Source organism: Paenibacillus sp. sg306046 (genome assembly GCF_059821225.1).
The window spans coordinates 1-15,615 of record NZ_JCAMRT010000031.1; the positions used below are offsets into that span (position 1 = coordinate 1).

At 53.7% G+C, this 15,615-nt stretch carries 16 protein-coding genes and 1 other RNA gene; 5 read left to right on the top strand and 12 right to left on the bottom strand.

Translation table 11 applies throughout. From position 1 onward, the window contains the following. Positions 1-41: 41 nt before the first annotated feature. Together AC6ROY_RS22890 and AC6ROY_RS22895 are read right to left on the bottom strand one after the other, a co-directional pair. Positions 42-188: a hypothetical protein gene (locus tag AC6ROY_RS22890; protein ID WP_500102899.1), complete on the bottom strand. Its 147-nt coding sequence runs from the start codon at positions 186-188 to the stop codon at positions 42-44. 101 nt (positions 189-289) lie between these two features. Next, complete coding sequence (locus AC6ROY_RS22895) at positions 290-490, bottom strand: helix-turn-helix transcriptional regulator (RefSeq protein WP_500102900.1); 201 nt, start codon at positions 488-490, stop codon at positions 290-292. 153 nt (positions 491-643) lie between these two features. Here AC6ROY_RS22895 and AC6ROY_RS22900 point away from each other — a divergent pair, with 153 nt between their 5' ends. The 5 genes from AC6ROY_RS22900 to AC6ROY_RS22920 all read left to right on the top strand — a co-directional run bounded on the left by AC6ROY_RS22900 (position 644) and on the right by AC6ROY_RS22920 (position 3,565). Next, positions 644-1,099 carry a helix-turn-helix transcriptional regulator gene (locus tag AC6ROY_RS22900; protein ID WP_500102901.1) on the top strand — a complete coding sequence of 152 codons (456 nt, stop codon included), beginning with the start codon at positions 644-646 and terminating at the stop codon, positions 1,097-1,099. A 15-nt stretch (positions 1,100-1,114) separates the two neighbouring features. Then, the gene (locus AC6ROY_RS22905; protein ID WP_500102902.1) at positions 1,115-1,471 is read left to right on the top strand and encodes an ImmA/IrrE family metallo-endopeptidase; all 357 of its coding nucleotides are present in this window, start codon (positions 1,115-1,117) and stop codon (positions 1,469-1,471) included. A gap of 171 nt (positions 1,472-1,642) precedes the next feature. After that, positions 1,643-1,996, top strand: a complete 354-nt coding sequence (locus AC6ROY_RS22910) for a hypothetical protein (RefSeq protein ID WP_500102903.1) — start codon at positions 1,643-1,645, stop codon at positions 1,994-1,996. A gap of 154 nt (positions 1,997-2,150) precedes the next feature. Beyond that, positions 2,151-2,663 (top strand): recombinase family protein, encoded by a 513-nt coding sequence (locus tag AC6ROY_RS22915; RefSeq protein WP_500102904.1) that lies wholly within the window; start codon positions 2,151-2,153, stop codon positions 2,661-2,663. Continuing rightward, complete coding sequence (locus tag AC6ROY_RS22920) at positions 2,660-3,565, top strand: recombinase family protein (RefSeq protein WP_500102905.1); 906 nt, start codon at positions 2,660-2,662, stop codon at positions 3,563-3,565. Before AC6ROY_RS22915 ends, AC6ROY_RS22920 begins: the two co-directional genes overlap by 4 nt. 26 nt (positions 3,566-3,591) lie before the next feature. On the opposite strand, the gene ssrA is transcribed toward AC6ROY_RS22920, so the two are convergent. The 10 genes from ssrA to gap form a co-directional block, all read right to left on the bottom strand. Next, positions 3,592-3,955: a transfer-messenger RNA gene (gene ssrA / locus AC6ROY_RS22925) on the bottom strand. A gap of 304 nt (positions 3,956-4,259) precedes the next feature. Beyond that, complete coding sequence (smpB, locus tag AC6ROY_RS22930) at positions 4,260-4,739, bottom strand: SsrA-binding protein SmpB (RefSeq protein ID WP_500102906.1); 480 nt, start codon at positions 4,737-4,739, stop codon at positions 4,260-4,262. A 96-nt stretch (positions 4,740-4,835) separates the two neighbouring features. Beyond that, complete coding sequence (gene rnr, locus AC6ROY_RS22935; RefSeq protein WP_500102907.1) at positions 4,836-7,616, bottom strand: ribonuclease R; 2,781 nt, start codon at positions 7,614-7,616, stop codon at positions 4,836-4,838. Between the two features lie 391 nt (positions 7,617-8,007). Further along, positions 8,008-8,247, bottom strand: a complete 240-nt coding sequence (secG, locus tag AC6ROY_RS22940; protein WP_500102908.1) for a preprotein translocase subunit SecG — start codon at positions 8,245-8,247, stop codon at positions 8,008-8,010. A gap of 328 nt (positions 8,248-8,575) precedes the next feature. After that, positions 8,576-9,304, bottom strand: a complete 729-nt coding sequence (locus tag AC6ROY_RS22945) for a M50 family metallopeptidase (protein ID WP_500102909.1) — start codon at positions 9,302-9,304, stop codon at positions 8,576-8,578. Positions 9,305-9,441: 137 nt separating this feature from the next. Further along, positions 9,442-10,734 (bottom strand): phosphopyruvate hydratase, encoded by a 1,293-nt coding sequence (gene eno / locus AC6ROY_RS22950; protein ID WP_500102910.1) that lies wholly within the window; start codon positions 10,732-10,734, stop codon positions 9,442-9,444. A gap of 79 nt (positions 10,735-10,813) precedes the next feature. Then, complete coding sequence (gene gpmI, locus AC6ROY_RS22955) at positions 10,814-12,361, bottom strand: 2,3-bisphosphoglycerate-independent phosphoglycerate mutase (protein ID WP_500102911.1); 1,548 nt, start codon at positions 12,359-12,361, stop codon at positions 10,814-10,816. A gap of 1 nt (position 12,362) precedes the next feature. Next, complete coding sequence (tpiA, locus tag AC6ROY_RS22960; RefSeq protein ID WP_500102912.1) at positions 12,363-13,115, bottom strand: triose-phosphate isomerase; 753 nt, start codon at positions 13,113-13,115, stop codon at positions 12,363-12,365. Positions 13,116-13,203: 88 nt separating this feature from the next. Continuing rightward, positions 13,204-14,385 carry a phosphoglycerate kinase gene (locus AC6ROY_RS22965; protein WP_500102913.1) on the bottom strand — a complete coding sequence of 394 codons (1,182 nt, stop codon included), beginning with the start codon at positions 14,383-14,385 and terminating at the stop codon, positions 13,204-13,206. 211 nt (positions 14,386-14,596) lie between these two features. After that, positions 14,597-15,604: a type I glyceraldehyde-3-phosphate dehydrogenase gene (gene gap / locus AC6ROY_RS22970; protein ID WP_500102914.1), complete on the bottom strand. Its 1,008-nt coding sequence runs from the start codon at positions 15,602-15,604 to the stop codon at positions 14,597-14,599. Positions 15,605-15,615: the final 11 nt, after the last annotated feature.

Below are 15,615 nucleotides of genomic sequence, written 5' to 3' on the forward strand. Positions count from 1 at the left end.
ACGTTTCCCAGTATACAAGAGGTGCTTTTTTCGTTCAAAGCTCAAATTACTTCATTACAGGAATGGCTCCTTTTGCCGCCTGAGGGCCGTTGACGTTCAGGCGGGTGTGTTTTCGCCGCACGCACTTGCATGGCGATCTTCTCCAGCAGTTCATAGCTGAGCTGGCTCGACTTCAAAATTGCCTTCATATGATCTCCTCCGTTTCACGTGCTGGATAAGAAGGATTGATTTCATCGAGAACATCACCCTTCCACCAATCTAGCAACGTCTTGATTTTCAAAATATCCACTTAAAGTAGATTATAGATTAAAAAAATTTCGTTAACACTCCTTCCTACTAACTTCGAAAATTCTTTTGCTTTCCCCACCGGCATATCATCAGAATTGTTTTCCCACTTCATATATGTTTGCCGATGGACACCCAACATAGATGCAACTTCCTTTTGCGATAAATCAGCCAGTAGCCTGGCCTGTTTAGGAGTTACCGCCACACTCAACATCTCCTTTAAGCGGATATGACTCTATAATTATCTTCTAAAAGTAGATTGTCAACATCAAAATGAATATTTTATCTTCTTTTGGTTGATTTTATCCGACTTGAAATGTATAATCCACTTATAATAGATTCCTCGAGGGTGGATATCATGACTATTGCAGAAAATATTAAAAAGATTCGTGAGCGTTATAATTTGACGCAAGAGGATCTAGCTGAAATTGCTGGAGTTACTAATAAAGCTGTTTCCGCTTGGGAAACTGGAAGAAAAGAACCGAGAATGGGACCAATTGAACGAATCGCCAGTAGGTTTAACTTAAAAAAGAGCAACATAATCGAAGATAACGGGATGGAGGACATTTCACTATATCAAGAAAACGGCACAGGCCTAAAAGTGAAAGAAGAAAATATTATTCAGCCCGAAGAACGTGTGCTACTCAAAAAGTATAGAAATTTGGACGATAAAGGCAAACACACAGTAAACACGGTTCTCGACATGGAATACAACCGTGTTCAAAAACCGCATCTGGAAGTTGTCGCGGCGCACAGCGATGATTACTCCGAGGAGCAAATTGGACTAATGAGACAAGACCTAGAGGATCTGTAGACCGGAGATGATGCGATGGCGAATTATGAATACCTCATAAATCACGCTTCCGCCCTTGGACTACAGGTGGAAGAGAAGGATTTTAGATCAGCGGCAAAGGGGCTGATCAAGGGAAGTAAGATCGGCATACGGAAGTCCATGCCGACGACTACGAAAGCCTGCGTCGTGGCCGAAGAGATCGGCCACTACCGCATTACCGTCGGCGACATCCTTGACCAGTCCGATATCCGAAACCGCAAACAGGAGCTGCTTGCCAGACAATGGGCTTATCAGTGCATGCTTCCCTTGGACCGCATCGTGCAAGCCCACCGTGCTCGGATATCCGGCCGCTACGAACTAGCGGATTATCTGGGGGTTACAGAATGCGATTGATCGGTATACCGAAAAATACGGTCTTTCCGTCAAAGTAAACGAACGGTATATCATACACTTCGATCCCTTGAATGTAACAGATCGCTATCCGTATCTTTGCTGAATAGGCGCTTTCCAGCCGCAAGGCTGTTAACCATACATAATTCAAGCTAATCGAAAGGACGATGAACCATGAACGATCAAATCTTAGCGCAAATCCTGGAAGAGCTGAAGGACATGAAGCAACAACTGGGGGAACTCGAAGGCATGAAGCAACAACTAGGAGAACTCGAAGGCATGAAGCAACAACTAGGAGAACTCGAGGACATGAAGCAACAACTAGGAGCGCTCGAAGGCATGAAGCAACAACTAGGGGCACTCGAAGGCATGAAGCAACAATTGTCTAGAATCGAATCCCAAACCGCAGATATCCCTTTGCTCAAGCAAGCTGCCTTAGAAACTCTGGATATTACGAAAGAACTTTCGACCTCACAGAAAAGCTTTGAGCGCCACGCGGAGAGTGAGCTGAACACCTTTAAACACTGAACACCTTTGAACACAGTATTGATATTCTGAATCGCCGACAACTCAAGCTGGAAACCGATTTGGAGAAATTGAAGAATCGGTAAGATGGGGTCCGGCCGACAGGCCTCTTCATACCAAAAATAGAACATACGTTCTTTTCAGGGGAGGAAAATGGATGCGAGCTGCTATTTATACGAGAGTAAGCACAGCGGCACAAGCCGAGGAAGGCTTCAGCCTGGAAGCCCAGGAAGAAATTTTACAGCAAACAATTGAGCGTAAGGGACTGGAATTATACCGCGTCTATTCCGATCCCGGCGTGAGCGGCAAGACATTCAAGCGCCGCGGCGTTCAGGAAATGATTGCAGACATGAAAGCCCGACGCTTCGAAGCCCTGCTGATTCATAAGCTCGACCGTTTAAGCCGCAATATGGGCGATATCATCGCCTTCATCGACATGATTAACCGGCTGGACATTCGCCTTATTATCGCAGCGCAAGGGCAGGATGAGATCGACACCCGCTCCCCGATGGGCAAAGCGTTCCTGCAGCTCAACGGGATCTGGGCAGAGCTGTACATTAACAGCCTCCGGGAAGAGACGCTCAAGGGGCTTGTCAAGAAGGCCGAGAACGAGGGACAACATATGTCACGTCCGCCGCTGGGCTATCGGTTTGAAGAGGTGGAAGCATGAAACTTGTTATCGTCGAAGAAGAAGCGCAGCTTGTCCGGGAAGTCTTCGACCTGTTCACTGAAGAAGGTTGGGGCGTGACGAAAATCGCCAAACATATGAACACGAAGTGCCGAACGAAGGAAGGTGGGACGTGGGATAGCAAAACAGTGCGGAATATGCTGACCAATCTTACCTATGCCGGGTTCAACCACTTCAAGGCCGAGGACTGGGAAGAAGATCAGCGCATCATCAAGCCCGGAACGCATCCGGCGATCATCAGCAAGGAACAGTTTGATCAGGCACGTAACTTCCGAAAACGCCGTGCAGAAGGCCACATGTCCAGGCGATCATTCGACTATCCGTACAGCGGGATCATCAAATGCGGAAAATGTGGAGCGACATACGCCGGTAACGCATCCGTTCGTAAGAACAAGAAATACCTGAGCTACCGATGCCTCAACCAATACGCCAAAGGCACGTGCGACGCGTCCAGCATTTCTGAACGGCAATTGACGGAGTTGGTGTTCAAGCACATTGAACTCATCGAAGACGGATTTCAGAAGCCCACGCCGAAGGTCAAGCGCAATAAAATTAACTTGGACAAGGAGCTGGCCGTGAGCCAGAAACGCCGCCGTAACTGGATGATGGCGCTAGGGGATGGAAAACTTTCAGGCGATGATTACGCTGCACTGATTGATGAGGAAGACGCGCGGATCAGCGAGCTGAGAAAGCAGGCCGGGCCGGAACTGCAGCCTGAACAAACGATTCCTATCGCCGAAGTCCGCGAAGCGTTCCATAATTTGAAAAGCAACTGGAACTTGATCGAAACCGCCACGCAAAAGCAAGTGGTTCAATCCCTCTTCCGCAAAATCACCATAAAAAAATCAGACGATTGGCATATCGTCGATATGCTGACCGTCTGATCCTTCCTCTTACATTTTCTGTACTTTAATGGAGACGAGGGGAGTCGAACCCCTGTCCGAAGATAACGCCACACAGGCATCTACGGGTGTAGTCACAGTTTTGATGTCACCCAGGCCGACGCCCCGTAACCGGCTTCGATCCAGGTCAGCCTGATTGTCTTCTTCAGCTCACCGCAGGCGGAGATGAGACAGCGTATCCCACTAAGGTTGAGCCCCTATCCCGGCACATGGGCGATGCAGGGTAGAAGCCGCGTCACAGGTTATTAAGCTGCGAAAGCGAGTTGTTGTTGTTGTTTGCCAGTTAATTGGCGTTAGCGTTGATAAAGCGGACGCTCCCCACTACCCGCAACCCATGCTCGAACTACCCCCGTCGAATCCAAGAACGTCCCCGCATAGGAGGGACCTGCTAGGGTCCCAAAAGTAAAGCAAAAGGTTATGATGAAAAACTTATCAGCCGATCCTCTGAACGAAGATCCGTGATTCTGTCCTGACACTTCGTGCTGACTGACTTTGATGATTTTCGCTTGGCAATGGCAACGACAAGCTGGGCGAATGCCAGCTGCTGATTTGCGCTGTACAGGCTGACTTCCTGTGGCGCTTTTTTAGTATAACACAAGTCCACGAGTTTTGCAGGCTGACTTATTGGAAAGCTGGCCAATATCCGGTGTACTGTTCGTCACACTCTATCGCTAGCTTAACGCGCCACCTTCTGCTTCTCGCGCAGCGCACGCTGGATGTCCCGTTGGGCATCGCGCTTGGCGTCGCTTTCACGCTTGTCGTACTGCTTCTTGCCTCGACCAAGGCCGATTAGCAGCTTGGCGTAGCCGTTGCGGATATATACCTTGAGCGGCACGAGGGTATAGCCGTCGCGCTTTACGTGGCCGACAAGCTTGCTGATTTCCAGCTTTTTCAGCAACAGCTTGCGTGCCCGCGTCGGATCGCTGGGATTGTGGCGGTTGCCCTGCTCGAAGGGACTGATATGCATGTTATGGATAAAGGCTTCCCCATTCCGGATCGTAGCAAACGCATCGCCAATGTTCGATCTGCCAAGACGCAGCGACTTGATCTCCGTACCGGTCAGTACCAAACCGCATTCATACGTATCTTCGATAAAATAATCATGCGACGCCTTCTTGTTCTGCGCCAGCAGCTTACCGTCATTCTTCTTGCTCATGGGCACCTACTCCTTCCCCTCAAGCTTCAGGCAAATACCAGCAATAGCTAGGGATGGAGTTCATTGTACCAACTCCATCCCCGGAAATCAAGCGTATCAGCGCTTGATTGTTTTCTTCCGCTTCTTCTTCGCGAAGCCGATGCCAGAGCCGCTCCCGCCGCCGCGCTTGCCTGCGCCGGCTTCGCTCCCTGCGCTGCGGCCTACGGCCTCCAGCGCACGCGATTTCGCGGCGGCTGCGCCTTTACCGCGGCCGCCACTGCTGCGCTTGCCCGCACCTGCGGCAGCGCCACGACCACCGGCGCGCTTGCCCGCGCCGCCACTGACAGCGCGCCAGAAGCCTGGCGCGGCATCGCCCTCGCGGCCGCTACGTTCGGCCGCGCCTTCACCCCGCCGGCCGCTGCGCCCTGCTGCGCCGCCATAACCCGGCGCCGCCTCATCGCGGCTGTCGCGCTCCGCTTCCGCGCGTCCTCGCGGCGCGTACTCCTCCGCATTCGCGCCCTTGCCTGCGCCACGACTCCAGGCCGGCGCTCCTTCGCCTCCGCCGCGCTCCGCTTCACCGCGCGCAGCAGCTCGCTCGCGGCGGCCCGGACGGCTGCCGCCTTTCCCGCCGCCGTCGCGTCCGGCGGAGCGCCCGCCTTTGCCGCCGCCAGCTGCGCCGCGTAGTCCGCCGCCCTTGCGTTTGTCCTTACGCACGGCGTTGAGCGCATCGACCAGGCTGACTTTTTTCTGACGAGGCTTTGTGTTAACCATCGCAAAGTCGACCGTTTTCTCGTCGAGACTGACGCGTGTAACCTGCACCTTCACCTCGTCGCCGAGCCGGTAAATGGTCGACGTCCGCTCCCCGATCAACGCATGCTGCGCTTCATGATAGTGGTAGTAGTCGTCCGCCATGTCAGACAGCCGGATCAAACCTTCGACTGTGTTGTCCAGCTCGATAAACATCCCGAAGCTCGTCACGCTGCTAATGATGCCGTCGAATTCCTCGCCGACCTTATCCAGCATAAACTCCGCCTTCTTCAGCGACTCCGTTTCACGCTCGGCATCGACGGCCATTCGCTCCCGCTCGGAGGACTGGCGAGCAATATCCTCCATCCGCGAAGCCAAATACTCATGCCGCTGATCCGTCAGCGAGCCGCCGCTTTCCAAAACCTCGCGGATCACGCGATGAATAATCAGATCGGGATACCGGCGAATCGGCGAAGTGAAGTGCGAATAATATTCCGCAGCCAGGCCATAGTGGCCCATGCTGTTCGCATCATAACGCGCCTGCTTCATCGAGCGCAGCATAACCGTGCTGATGACCGTTTCTTCCTTCGTCCCCTTGATCTCCTCCAGCAGCGTCTGCAGCGCGCGCGGATGCACCGTGTTGCCCTTGCCCCGCACAGCATAGCCGAAGTTCGAAATAAACTCCATAAAGTGCTGCAGCTTCTCGCCGTCCGGGTCCTCGTGAATCCGATACAGGAACGGTACCTTCAGCCAGAAAAAATGCTCCGCGACCGTTTCATTCGCCGCCAGCATAAATTCCTCGATAATCATCTCGGCAATTGTCCGATCGCGTTTAATGATATCCGTAGGCTTGCCGTCGGGATCAACCAAAATTTTCGCTTCCTGAAAATCGAAGTCGATCGCGCCACGGTTCATCCGCCGCTTGCGCAGCTTCGTGGCCAGCTCCTGCATCAGCCGGAAATCATCCATCAGATAACCGTACTTTTCCAGCAGTTCCGGGTCCGGCGACTCTTCGGTCAGCAGCGTACGAACATTTTTATACGTCATCCGTTCGCTCGTGCGAATAACGCTGGTGAAAATATCATGGCGAACAACGTTCGCCTGCTGATCGAACTCCATCTCACAGGACATCGTCAACCGGTCCACCTGCGGATTCAACGAGCATATGCCATTCGACAGCCGATGCGGCAGCATGGGAATAACCCGGTCCACCAAATACACGCTGCAGCCGCGGTTATACGCTTCCTGATCGAGCGCCGAGCTTTCGGTCACGTAGTAGCTCACATCGGCGATATGCACGCCCAACACGTAATTGCCGTTGTCCAGCCGCTCGACGTTAACCGCATCATCCAGGTCCTTCGCATCTTCGCCGTCGATCGTCACGATCCGTTTGTTGCGCAGGTCGCGGCGTCCCTGACTGCGAATTTCTTCTTCCGTGATCGTCTCCGGCGCAGCCGTAGCCTCGTTCATCACCTCGTCCGGAAATGTCTCCGGCAAGCCATGCTTGCGGATAATCGACAAAATGTCGACTCCCGGATCGTTGCGATGTCCGAGAATTTCGACGACCTCGCCTTGCGCCGCAGCCCGGCCTTCCGGATACGTCACGATGTTGATGACCACCTTATGACCGTCCATCGCCCCGTTAAACGCATCCTTCGGAATAAAAATATCCCGCACAACCCGCTTGTCATCCGGCACGACAAACGCATATTCGCCCTGCGATTGAAACAGTCCGACAATTTGCGTATTACCCCGGCTGACGACGCGAACAACCTCGCCTTCCAGCCTGCCGCCGGAGGCTCCTCTTGAATTGACGCGCACTAGCACGATATCGCCATTCATGGCCGTCCCCATATCGTTGGCATGAATATATACATCCGGCAGCTCCCGGTCATCCGGAATTAGGAAGCCAAAACCTTTGGCATGCGCCTGCAGCTTGCCGCGCAGCAAATTCATCCGTTCCGGAATCCCGTACCGGTCATTACGCGTCCGCAGCACATGCCCTTCGTTTTCCAGCTCATTCAGCAGCTTGAGGAACACCTTAAAATCAGCCGCGTCCTCCAGCTCAAACTGCTGCTCCAGCTCCTGGTACGTCATCGGCTTATAAGCCGTTTCTTTCATAAAATCAAGCAAGCCTTCCTTGGTTACCATCCTTGGTTCACCCCTTACTTTCTATTATAATGCGGCAGCTTCGATCACCGCCTGTTCTTTCGCTGTCTCGCTCTACATCAGCATGCCCAAAAACAGAGCTTGTTTTACCTCAAGCTTCCGGTTCGACTTCATGGACTGATGCCCACCGGCTGCCTCACCCATCGCTAGCCTGGGAAAAGCTTCGTCCCAACTATACCCGCTCAAAACGTATGCCCTCTGATCTTATAAAAAAACAGCAGGAGTCATAAGCCCCCTGCTGTCGCTTGTTAACGTTACAGAATGTTTCAGTTCGCTAAGCGCTAAAGCACTGTACATATTCTGTATCCACAAAACGTGCCTCGGAAACGCAGTCGCTCATCCTAGAACGGCCTTGATCGAGGTGTTGTATCATCTAAACGGATCTGACGAAATAAGCTACAACAATCGTCAGGACAAAGAAAATGACCGCAAGTGCCATCGTCAAACGCTGGAGGAACAGCTCCATCCCGCGCGCCTTCTGCTTACCGAACAAGTGCTCCGCACCCCCGGAGATGGCACCGGATAACCCAGCGCTTTTGCCTGGTTGCAGCAATACCGCCAAAATTAATCCAATAGACGCAATCACCAAAACAATTTTCAGTGCAATTTCCATCTTCACACCTCCTACAAGCAGCGATTCACGATCTTGTCCGTAAATAGACAGCATGCATAGTATAGCATAAAAAAAGAAACCTGACAAATCTTGTTTGGCCGATCACAAACAAAGCCTCGGAGTCAGAGCAGTCTTCCATCTGCTTCCATTCCCAGGCTCCCTGCTCACATGCTTGCCATCATGATTAAAAGGCAAGTCTGCTTCGCTCTCAGTAGACTCGCCTTTTCCTCTCGCCGTTGCGCACCCTCTCCTGCGATTGCCTGGAACGACTAGTCTGGGGCTAGCCAGCCCACCTGCCCTGCTCCGAGCGATCCGCCCTCAGCTCTGCCTACACGCCCGGCTCCGAACGGTCCAGCCGCAGCTCCGGCTTCGTACGCCGTCCCGCCCTGCCGGATCGCCGTCCACGCATAAAGTGACCAAGCGCCTGAGCCGCGCACCACAACGCAAACAGCGTAAACAGCAGCGCCCAGCCGACCGCCGGGACCGGCGTCATGTTGGCCAGATTCGTCGCGTCGCCTGCCTTGGACGGATCACTCCAGGCGTACAGCAGCAAGGAAAACGGCCCGAACACCGATTCCTCCAGAGTCAAAAAGGCCAGCAGCAAATAATACACATCCCGCAGCCAACGCGGAGCGAGCGCTAGCACCAGCACGGTCAAGACGATAAAGCCCAGCAGCCACACGATCCCTGACTGATTGCGTACGAACAGCACAAGCGACAACACAGCGACCAAGGTCATCAGCTGCAAGCCCAGCCGCTCCTTGTCAATCGCACGCAGCCAAAACAGCAGCAGCGCGAATAGCGAAGCAATCGTATAGCCGGCAAGCGAGATCGGAATCAAGCTCCAGCGGTTTGACACCTGCGAATAGGTGACGCCGCTGTGATTGGCGTACAGCTCGATATACATTACCTTGCCCGACAGCAGCAGCGTCACCAGCGCATGGCCGAATTCGTGGATCATCGTATCCAGGCTGCGGAAGTAATCACTGAAGGGAACCAGATGCGTAAGAAAAGCCGAGATCACCAGAAATAACACGGTCTTTATCAGATTACCCATAGGTTTCCCCCCGAAAAATAATTGGAAAGACGCAAGCTGCGTCCACCTGCCGGATACAGCCTGGAATAAAAACCACCCGCTGGACCCAGGAAGCGGGACGGCAGCGGGTGTAGCGCAGAAAAGCTGTATAGGCTAGCTTATTTGAAGTTTTTGAGGTTGTAGAACGCCGATTTGCCAGCGTATTGAGCTACTGCGCCGAGTTGATCCTCGATGCGAAGCAATTGGTTGTACTTCGCTACGCGGTCCGTACGGGATGGAGCGCCGGTTTTGATTTGACCCGCATTCGTAGCAGCTGCGATGTCAGCAATAGTGCTGTCTTCACTTTCGCCGGAACGGTGGGAAATAACAGCCGTGTAGCCAGCGCGCTTTGCCATTTCAATCGCATCAAACGTTTCCGTCAAGGAGCCGATTTGGTTTACCTTGATCAGGATGGAGTTCGCGATGTCTTGTTCAATCCCCGTGGACAGACGCTCCGTGTTCGTTACGAACAGGTCATCGCCAACGAGTTGAACCTTGGAGCCCAGCTTGTCAGTCAGCAGCTTCCAGCCATCCCAGTCATCTTCGGAGCAGCCGTCTTCGATAGTGATGATCGGGTATTTGTCAACCCAAGCAGCCAGGAAGTCTACCCACTCAGCGGAAGTGAACGATTTGCCTTCGCCTTCGAGGTGGTACTTGCCGTCTTTGAAAAACTCTGTGGAAGCAACGTCCATACCCAGGAATACGTCAACGCCTGGCTTGTAGCCTGCTTTTTCGATAGCGGTGATGATCGTTTGGATCGCTTCTTCGTTGGAGCCCAGGTTTGGCGCAAAGCCGCCTTCGTCGCCGACAGCTGTGTTCAGTCCTTTTTCTTTCAGAACCGCTTTCAGGCTGTGGAAAATTTCCGTACCTGTACGCAGAGCTTCCTTGAACGTAGGAGCGCCAACCGGCAGAACCATGAATTCTTGCACGTCAACGTTGTTGTCCGCATGCGCGCCGCCGTTGATGATGTTCATCATTGGAACCGGCAGTGTTTTAGCGTTGAAGCCGCCGAGGTACGTGTACAATGGAACATCCAGAGCGTCAGCCGCAGCGCGGGCAACAGCCATGGAGACAGCAAGAATCGCGTTTGCGCCGAGCTTGCCTTTGTTAGCCGTACCGTCCAATTGAATCATACGTTGGTCAACGCCAACTTGATCAAGCGCGTTCATACCGATCACTTCAGGAGCGATAATATCGTTGACGTTCTCAACAGCCTTCAGAACGCCTTTGCCCAGGTAACGGGACTTGTCGCCGTCGCGCAGTTCAACAGCTTCATAAGCGCCTGTCGATGCACCGGATGGTACGATTGCGCGGCCGCGTGCGCCGGATTCCAGATGAACATCAACTTCTACCGTCGGGTTACCGCGGGAGTCCAACACTTCACGAGCATATACATTCGAAATAATTGTCATGATTCGAAAACACTCCTTCATTGAATGGTTTGAATTTAACTGCGCATGCCTGAGCGTGTAGGCCGACATGCGGACAAGCTTACTTACGTGGCGCAGCAAGCGTGGTTCCGGTCATTTCTTCAGGCTTGTCGACACCAAGCGCCGCCAGAATCGTTGGCGCAATATCCGCCAAAATGCCATCGTTTCTTAGTGTAACATGACTGTCGGTCATAATGAAAGGCACCGGATTTGTCGTGTGCGCCGTGTTCCGCGAGCCGTCCGGATTCGTTACGACATCGGCATTTCCATGGTCCGCCGTGATCAGCGCAACGCCGCCCTTGGCAAGAACCGCTTCCACCACTTGACCGAGGCAGTTGTCCGTCGCTTCGATCGCTTCGATGGTCGGCTGCAGCAGGCCGGAGTGGCCTACCATATCCGGATTGGCAAAGTTCAGGATGATGACATCCTGGCGTTCCGCTTCAATCTCCGCCACTGCGGCGGCTGCCACCTCGTAAGCGCTCATCTCCGGCTGCAGGTCATAGGTGGCCACAGCAGGCGACTTGATCAAAATGCGCGTTTCGCCCGGCAGCTCGACATCACGTCCGCCGCTGAAGAAGAAGGTAACGTGCGGGTATTTCTCCGTCTCGGCAATCCGCAGCTGCTTGAGGTTGTTTTGCACCAGCACCTCGCCCAGCGTGTTGTCGAGATTTTTCGGCTTATACGCCACATACCCGCCGACCGTCTCGCTGAACAGCGTCAGGCACACGTAATACAGATCGGTCGGAGCCTTGTCCCCGCGCTCGAAGCCGCGGAAATCGCTGTTGGTAAATACTTGAGACAGCTGAATCGCCCGGTCCGGACGGAAGTTGAAAAACACGACGGCGTCGCCGGATTCGACCAAGCCTACCGGCGTCCCGTCCGGCTTCACGATGACCGTCGGCATGACAAATTCATCAAACACGGAGCGCGAGTACGACTCCAGCACGGCCTTCATCGGGTCTTCAAATACAGGACCTTCGCCGTACACCATCGCACGGTACGATTTCTCCGTCCGCTCCCAACGCTTGTCGCGGTCCATTGCATAGTAACGGCCTTGTACCGTCGCGATGCGGCCAACGCCCAGCTCGGCGATTTTCGCCACCAGCTGCTCCATGTACTTGGAGGCGCTGTCCGGGGCAACATCACGGCCATCAAGAAACGCGTGAATGTAGACGTCTTCGAATTGCTCGCGTTTGCACACTTCCAGCAAAGCGAACAGGTGCGCGATATGGCTGTGTACGCCGCCGTCCGACAGCAAGCCGTACAGATGCAGCTTTTTCCCGTTGTCCTTGGCATAGCGAACCGCTCCAAGAATCGTCTCATTGTCGAAAAACTCGCCGTCGCGAATCGACTTGGAGATGCGGGTCAAATCCTGATACACAGTGCGGCCTGCGCCGATGTTCAGGTGACCGACCTCGGAGTTGCCCATCTGGCCTTCAGGCAAACCGACCGCTTCCCCGCAAGCAACAAGCGTCGTATGCGGGAATTGATTCCAATACCGGTCATAGTTCGGTTTCTTCGCCTGAGCGACAGCATTGCCCTGCACGTCGCTGCGCAGGCCGAAGCCGTCCAAAATAATCAGCGCTACCGGTTTCGGTCTCGTAGCCATCTTACTTAGCCCCTTCCACCAAGGCAATGTAGGAAGCCGGCTCCAGGCTGGCGCCGCCTACAAGCGCGCCGTCGATGTCCGCTTCGCCCATATACTCGGCGATGTTGCCCGGCTTCACGCTGCCGCCGTATTGGATGCGTACCGCTGCCGCTGTCTCTGCGCCATACAAGCCTTCTACCAAGCCGCGAATGTAACCGATCACGTCCTGCGCATCAGCTGCTGTAGAGGACTTGCCTGTACCGATGGCCCAGATTGGCTCATAAGCGATCACGACTTGCGCCGCTTGCTCTGCGCTCAGACCAGCAAAAGCCGCTTCCGTTTGCACCTTGCAAACGTCCTTCGTCTGACCCGCTTCGCGCTCTTCAAGCTTCTCGCCTACACACACAATCGGCGTCAAGCCGTGCTTGAATGCAGCCAACGCCTTCTTGTTGACGATTTCATCCGTTTCCGCGAAGTAAGCGCGGCGCTCGGAATGGCCGATGATGACATAATCAACGCCAAGCTCCTTCAGCATTACACCGCTGATTTCGCCGGTAAATGCACCGTTGTCTTCGAAGTGCAGGTTTTGTGCGCCGATTTTCAACGATGTTCCTTTCACCGCTTCAACGAGTGCAGGCAAATTCGTGTAAGGCGCGCAAATGACGCTCTCCACGCCCTCTACCTCAGCCTTGCCTTTCACCTCATTGATGAATGCCGTCGCTTCGCTGACGGTTTTGAACATTTTCCAGTTGCCTGCAATAATAGGCTTACGCATTAGATGGTTACCCCTCTCTGCCTGCTCATCGTACTCCGCAGCCCGGCCGGAGCCGGGCGCTGAGCCGCTTCATTTCCTGAATTACTGCTTACTTGTCGTTCAGAGCTACGACGCCTGGCAACGCCTTGCCTTCCATAAATTCGAGCGAAGCGCCGCCGCCTGTGGAGATATGGTCCATTTTGTCAGCCAGCTGGAACTTCTCTGCAGCAGCAGCCGAGTCGCCGCCGCCGATCACGGTGTAAGCGGAAGTTGTTGCGCAAGCTTGGGCAACGGCACGCGTGCCATGGGAGAAAGGCTCGATTTCAAATACACCCATCGGTCCGTTCCACACAACCAGCTTGGATTCAGCAATAACCTTTGCATATTTCTCGCGTGTTTTCGGCCCGATGTCGATGCCTTCCCAATCAGCCGGAATTTCATTGATTGCTACGATCTTCGTATTTGCGTTAGCGCTGAAATCGTCTGTAACGACGATGTCCTCAGGCAGCAGGAAGTTAACGCCTTTTTCCTTCGCCTTGTTGATGAAGCTCAGCGCCAGGTCGATTTTCTCGTTGTCAACAAGCGACTTGCCGATTTCATTGCCAAGCGCCTTCAGGAACGTATAGGAGAGGCCGCCGCCGATGATGATGTTGTCAGCCAGGTTCAGCAGGTTGTTGATGACGTCAATTTTGTCCTTTACCTTCGCGCCGCCGACGATCGCCGTGAACGGGCGCTCCGGATTGTTCAGCGCTTTGCCAAGCACATCCAGCTCTTTCTCCATCAGCAAGCCGGAAACGGCCGGCAGATGATGCGCGATGCCTTCCGTGGACGCGTGTGCGCGGTGAGCGGCGCCGAATGCATCGTTGACATACAAATCAGCCAGCTCGGCAAACGACTTCGCCAGCCCGGCATCATTTTTCTCTTCGCCTGCATAGAAACGCACGTTTTCAAGCAGCAGCACGTCGCCTTCGTTCAGCGCAGCCACCTGTGCTTGAACCGCTTCGCCAATCGCCTCGTCAGCCTTCACAACCGGCTTGCCGAGCAGCTCGGACAAACGGACAGCCGCTGGCGTCAGACGCAGCTCCTCGACAACCTCGCCTTTCGGACGGCCGAGATGGCTCGCCAAAATAACCTTCGCTCCGCGCTCCGTCAAATACTTGATCGTCGGCAGCGTCTCGCGAATCCGTGTATCGTCCGTAATTTGACCGTTTTCCAAAGGTACATTGAAATCAACCCGTACAAATACCCGCTTACCGCTTACTTCCACATCACGCACGCTTTTTTTATTCATCTCCGTGGCCTCCCGCTTTTTTCTATGAGTTATGTCCCTACACAAAAATTGTGGTCATGATCTGCGTCACGCCCAAAAGCACGGACCCGGCATAACACCGGACATCCGGCGCGCCGCCTGCTCATCAAGGAGGCTGCTGCCTGGATGTCCGATGCCGGACGCACTTCTGAAGCTTGAGTTTCAGTTCATCACCACAACTAGAGGTTGTTGCTTACAGGCCTTTGGACGCGATGTAGCCTACGAGGTCAACTACGCGGTTGGAGTAGCCCCACTCGTTGTCATACCAGGAAACAACCTTCACCAGATTGTCGCCAGCAACCATCGTCGACAGCGCGTCGATTGTGGAGGAAGCAGGGTCGCCGTTGTAGTCGCTCGATACGAGCGGCTCGTCGGAGTAGTTCAAGATGCCTTTCAGAGCGCCGTTAGCCGCTTCTTTCAGAGCTGCGTTTACTTCGTCAACCGTTACGTTTTGCTTCAGCTCAACAACCAGATCCGTTACGGATACGTTTGGCGTAGGTACGCGCAGTGCGAAGCCGTTCAGCTTGCCTTTCAGCTCAGGCAATACGAGGGATACAGCTTTCGCTGCGCCAGTCGTCGAAGGAATGATGTTTTCTGCAGCAGCGCGAGCGCGACGCAGGTCTTTGTGCGGCACATCAAGAACGGACTGGTCATTTGTGTAGGAGTGAACAGTCGTCATCAAGCCTTTTTCGATACCGAACTTGTCGTTCAGCACTTTCGCGAAAGGAGCCAGGCAGTTTGTTGTGCAAGAAGCGTTGGAGATGATTGTATGTGCAGCCGGATCGTATTTGTCTTCGTTTACGCCGAGTACGATCGTGATATCTTCGTTCGTTGCAGGTGCGGAGATGATAACTTTTTTAGCGCCGCCCTTCAAGTGAAGCTCAGCTTTTTCCTTGGAAGTGAAAATACCTGTAGATTCAACAACGATTTCTGCGCCAGCTTCTGCCCAAGGCAGGTTTTCAGGGTTGCGCTCAGCAAATACTTTAACGGTTTTGCCGTTCACGATCAGCGCGCCTTCTGTCGCTTCAACTGTAGCATCAAGCGTGCCGTGCGTCGTGTCATATTTCAGCAGGTGAGCCAACGTTTTCACGTCTGTCAAATCGTTGATTGCGACGATTTCAACATTCGGGTTGTTCAATGCTGCGCGGAATACGTTACGACCGATACGACCAAATCCGTTAATACCAACTTTAGTTGCCATGAGAAGGTTCC

Bases quoted from the DNA above. Each gene is read 5' to 3' on its own strand.
- AC6ROY_RS22890 (WP_500102899.1), bottom strand. From the start codon at position 188: ATGAAGGCAATTTTGAAGTCGAGCCAGCTCAGCTATGAACTGCTGGAG.
- AC6ROY_RS22900 (WP_500102901.1), top strand. From the start codon at position 644: ATGACTATTGCAGAAAATATTAAAAAGATTCGTGAGCGTTATAATTTG.
- AC6ROY_RS22905 (WP_500102902.1), top strand. From the start codon at position 1,115: ATGGCGAATTATGAATACCTCATAAATCACGCTTCCGCCCTTGGACTA.
- AC6ROY_RS22910 (WP_500102903.1), top strand. From the start codon at position 1,643: ATGAACGATCAAATCTTAGCGCAAATCCTGGAAGAGCTGAAGGACATG.
- AC6ROY_RS22915 (WP_500102904.1), top strand. From the start codon at position 2,151: ATGCGAGCTGCTATTTATACGAGAGTAAGCACAGCGGCACAAGCCGAG.
- AC6ROY_RS22920 (WP_500102905.1), top strand. From the start codon at position 2,660: ATGAAACTTGTTATCGTCGAAGAAGAAGCGCAGCTTGTCCGGGAAGTC.
- smpB (WP_500102906.1), bottom strand. From the start codon at position 4,739: ATGAGCAAGAAGAATGACGGTAAGCTGCTGGCGCAGAACAAGAAGGCG.
- rnr (WP_500102907.1), bottom strand. From the start codon at position 7,616: ATGGTAACCAAGGAAGGCTTGCTTGATTTTATGAAAGAAACGGCTTAT.
- secG (WP_500102908.1), bottom strand. From the start codon at position 8,247: ATGGAAATTGCACTGAAAATTGTTTTGGTGATTGCGTCTATTGGATTA.
- AC6ROY_RS22945 (WP_500102909.1), bottom strand. From the start codon at position 9,304: ATGGGTAATCTGATAAAGACCGTGTTATTTCTGGTGATCTCGGCTTTT.
- eno (WP_500102910.1), bottom strand. From the start codon at position 10,734: ATGACAATTATTTCGAATGTATATGCTCGTGAAGTGTTGGACTCCCGC.
- gpmI (WP_500102911.1), bottom strand. From the start codon at position 12,361: ATGGCTACGAGACCGAAACCGGTAGCGCTGATTATTTTGGACGGCTTC.
- tpiA (WP_500102912.1), bottom strand. From the start codon at position 13,115: ATGCGTAAGCCTATTATTGCAGGCAACTGGAAAATGTTCAAAACCGTC.
- AC6ROY_RS22965 (WP_500102913.1), bottom strand. From the start codon at position 14,385: ATGAATAAAAAAAGCGTGCGTGATGTGGAAGTAAGCGGTAAGCGGGTA.
- gap (WP_500102914.1), bottom strand. From the start codon at position 15,604: ATGGCAACTAAAGTTGGTATTAACGGATTTGGTCGTATCGGTCGTAAC.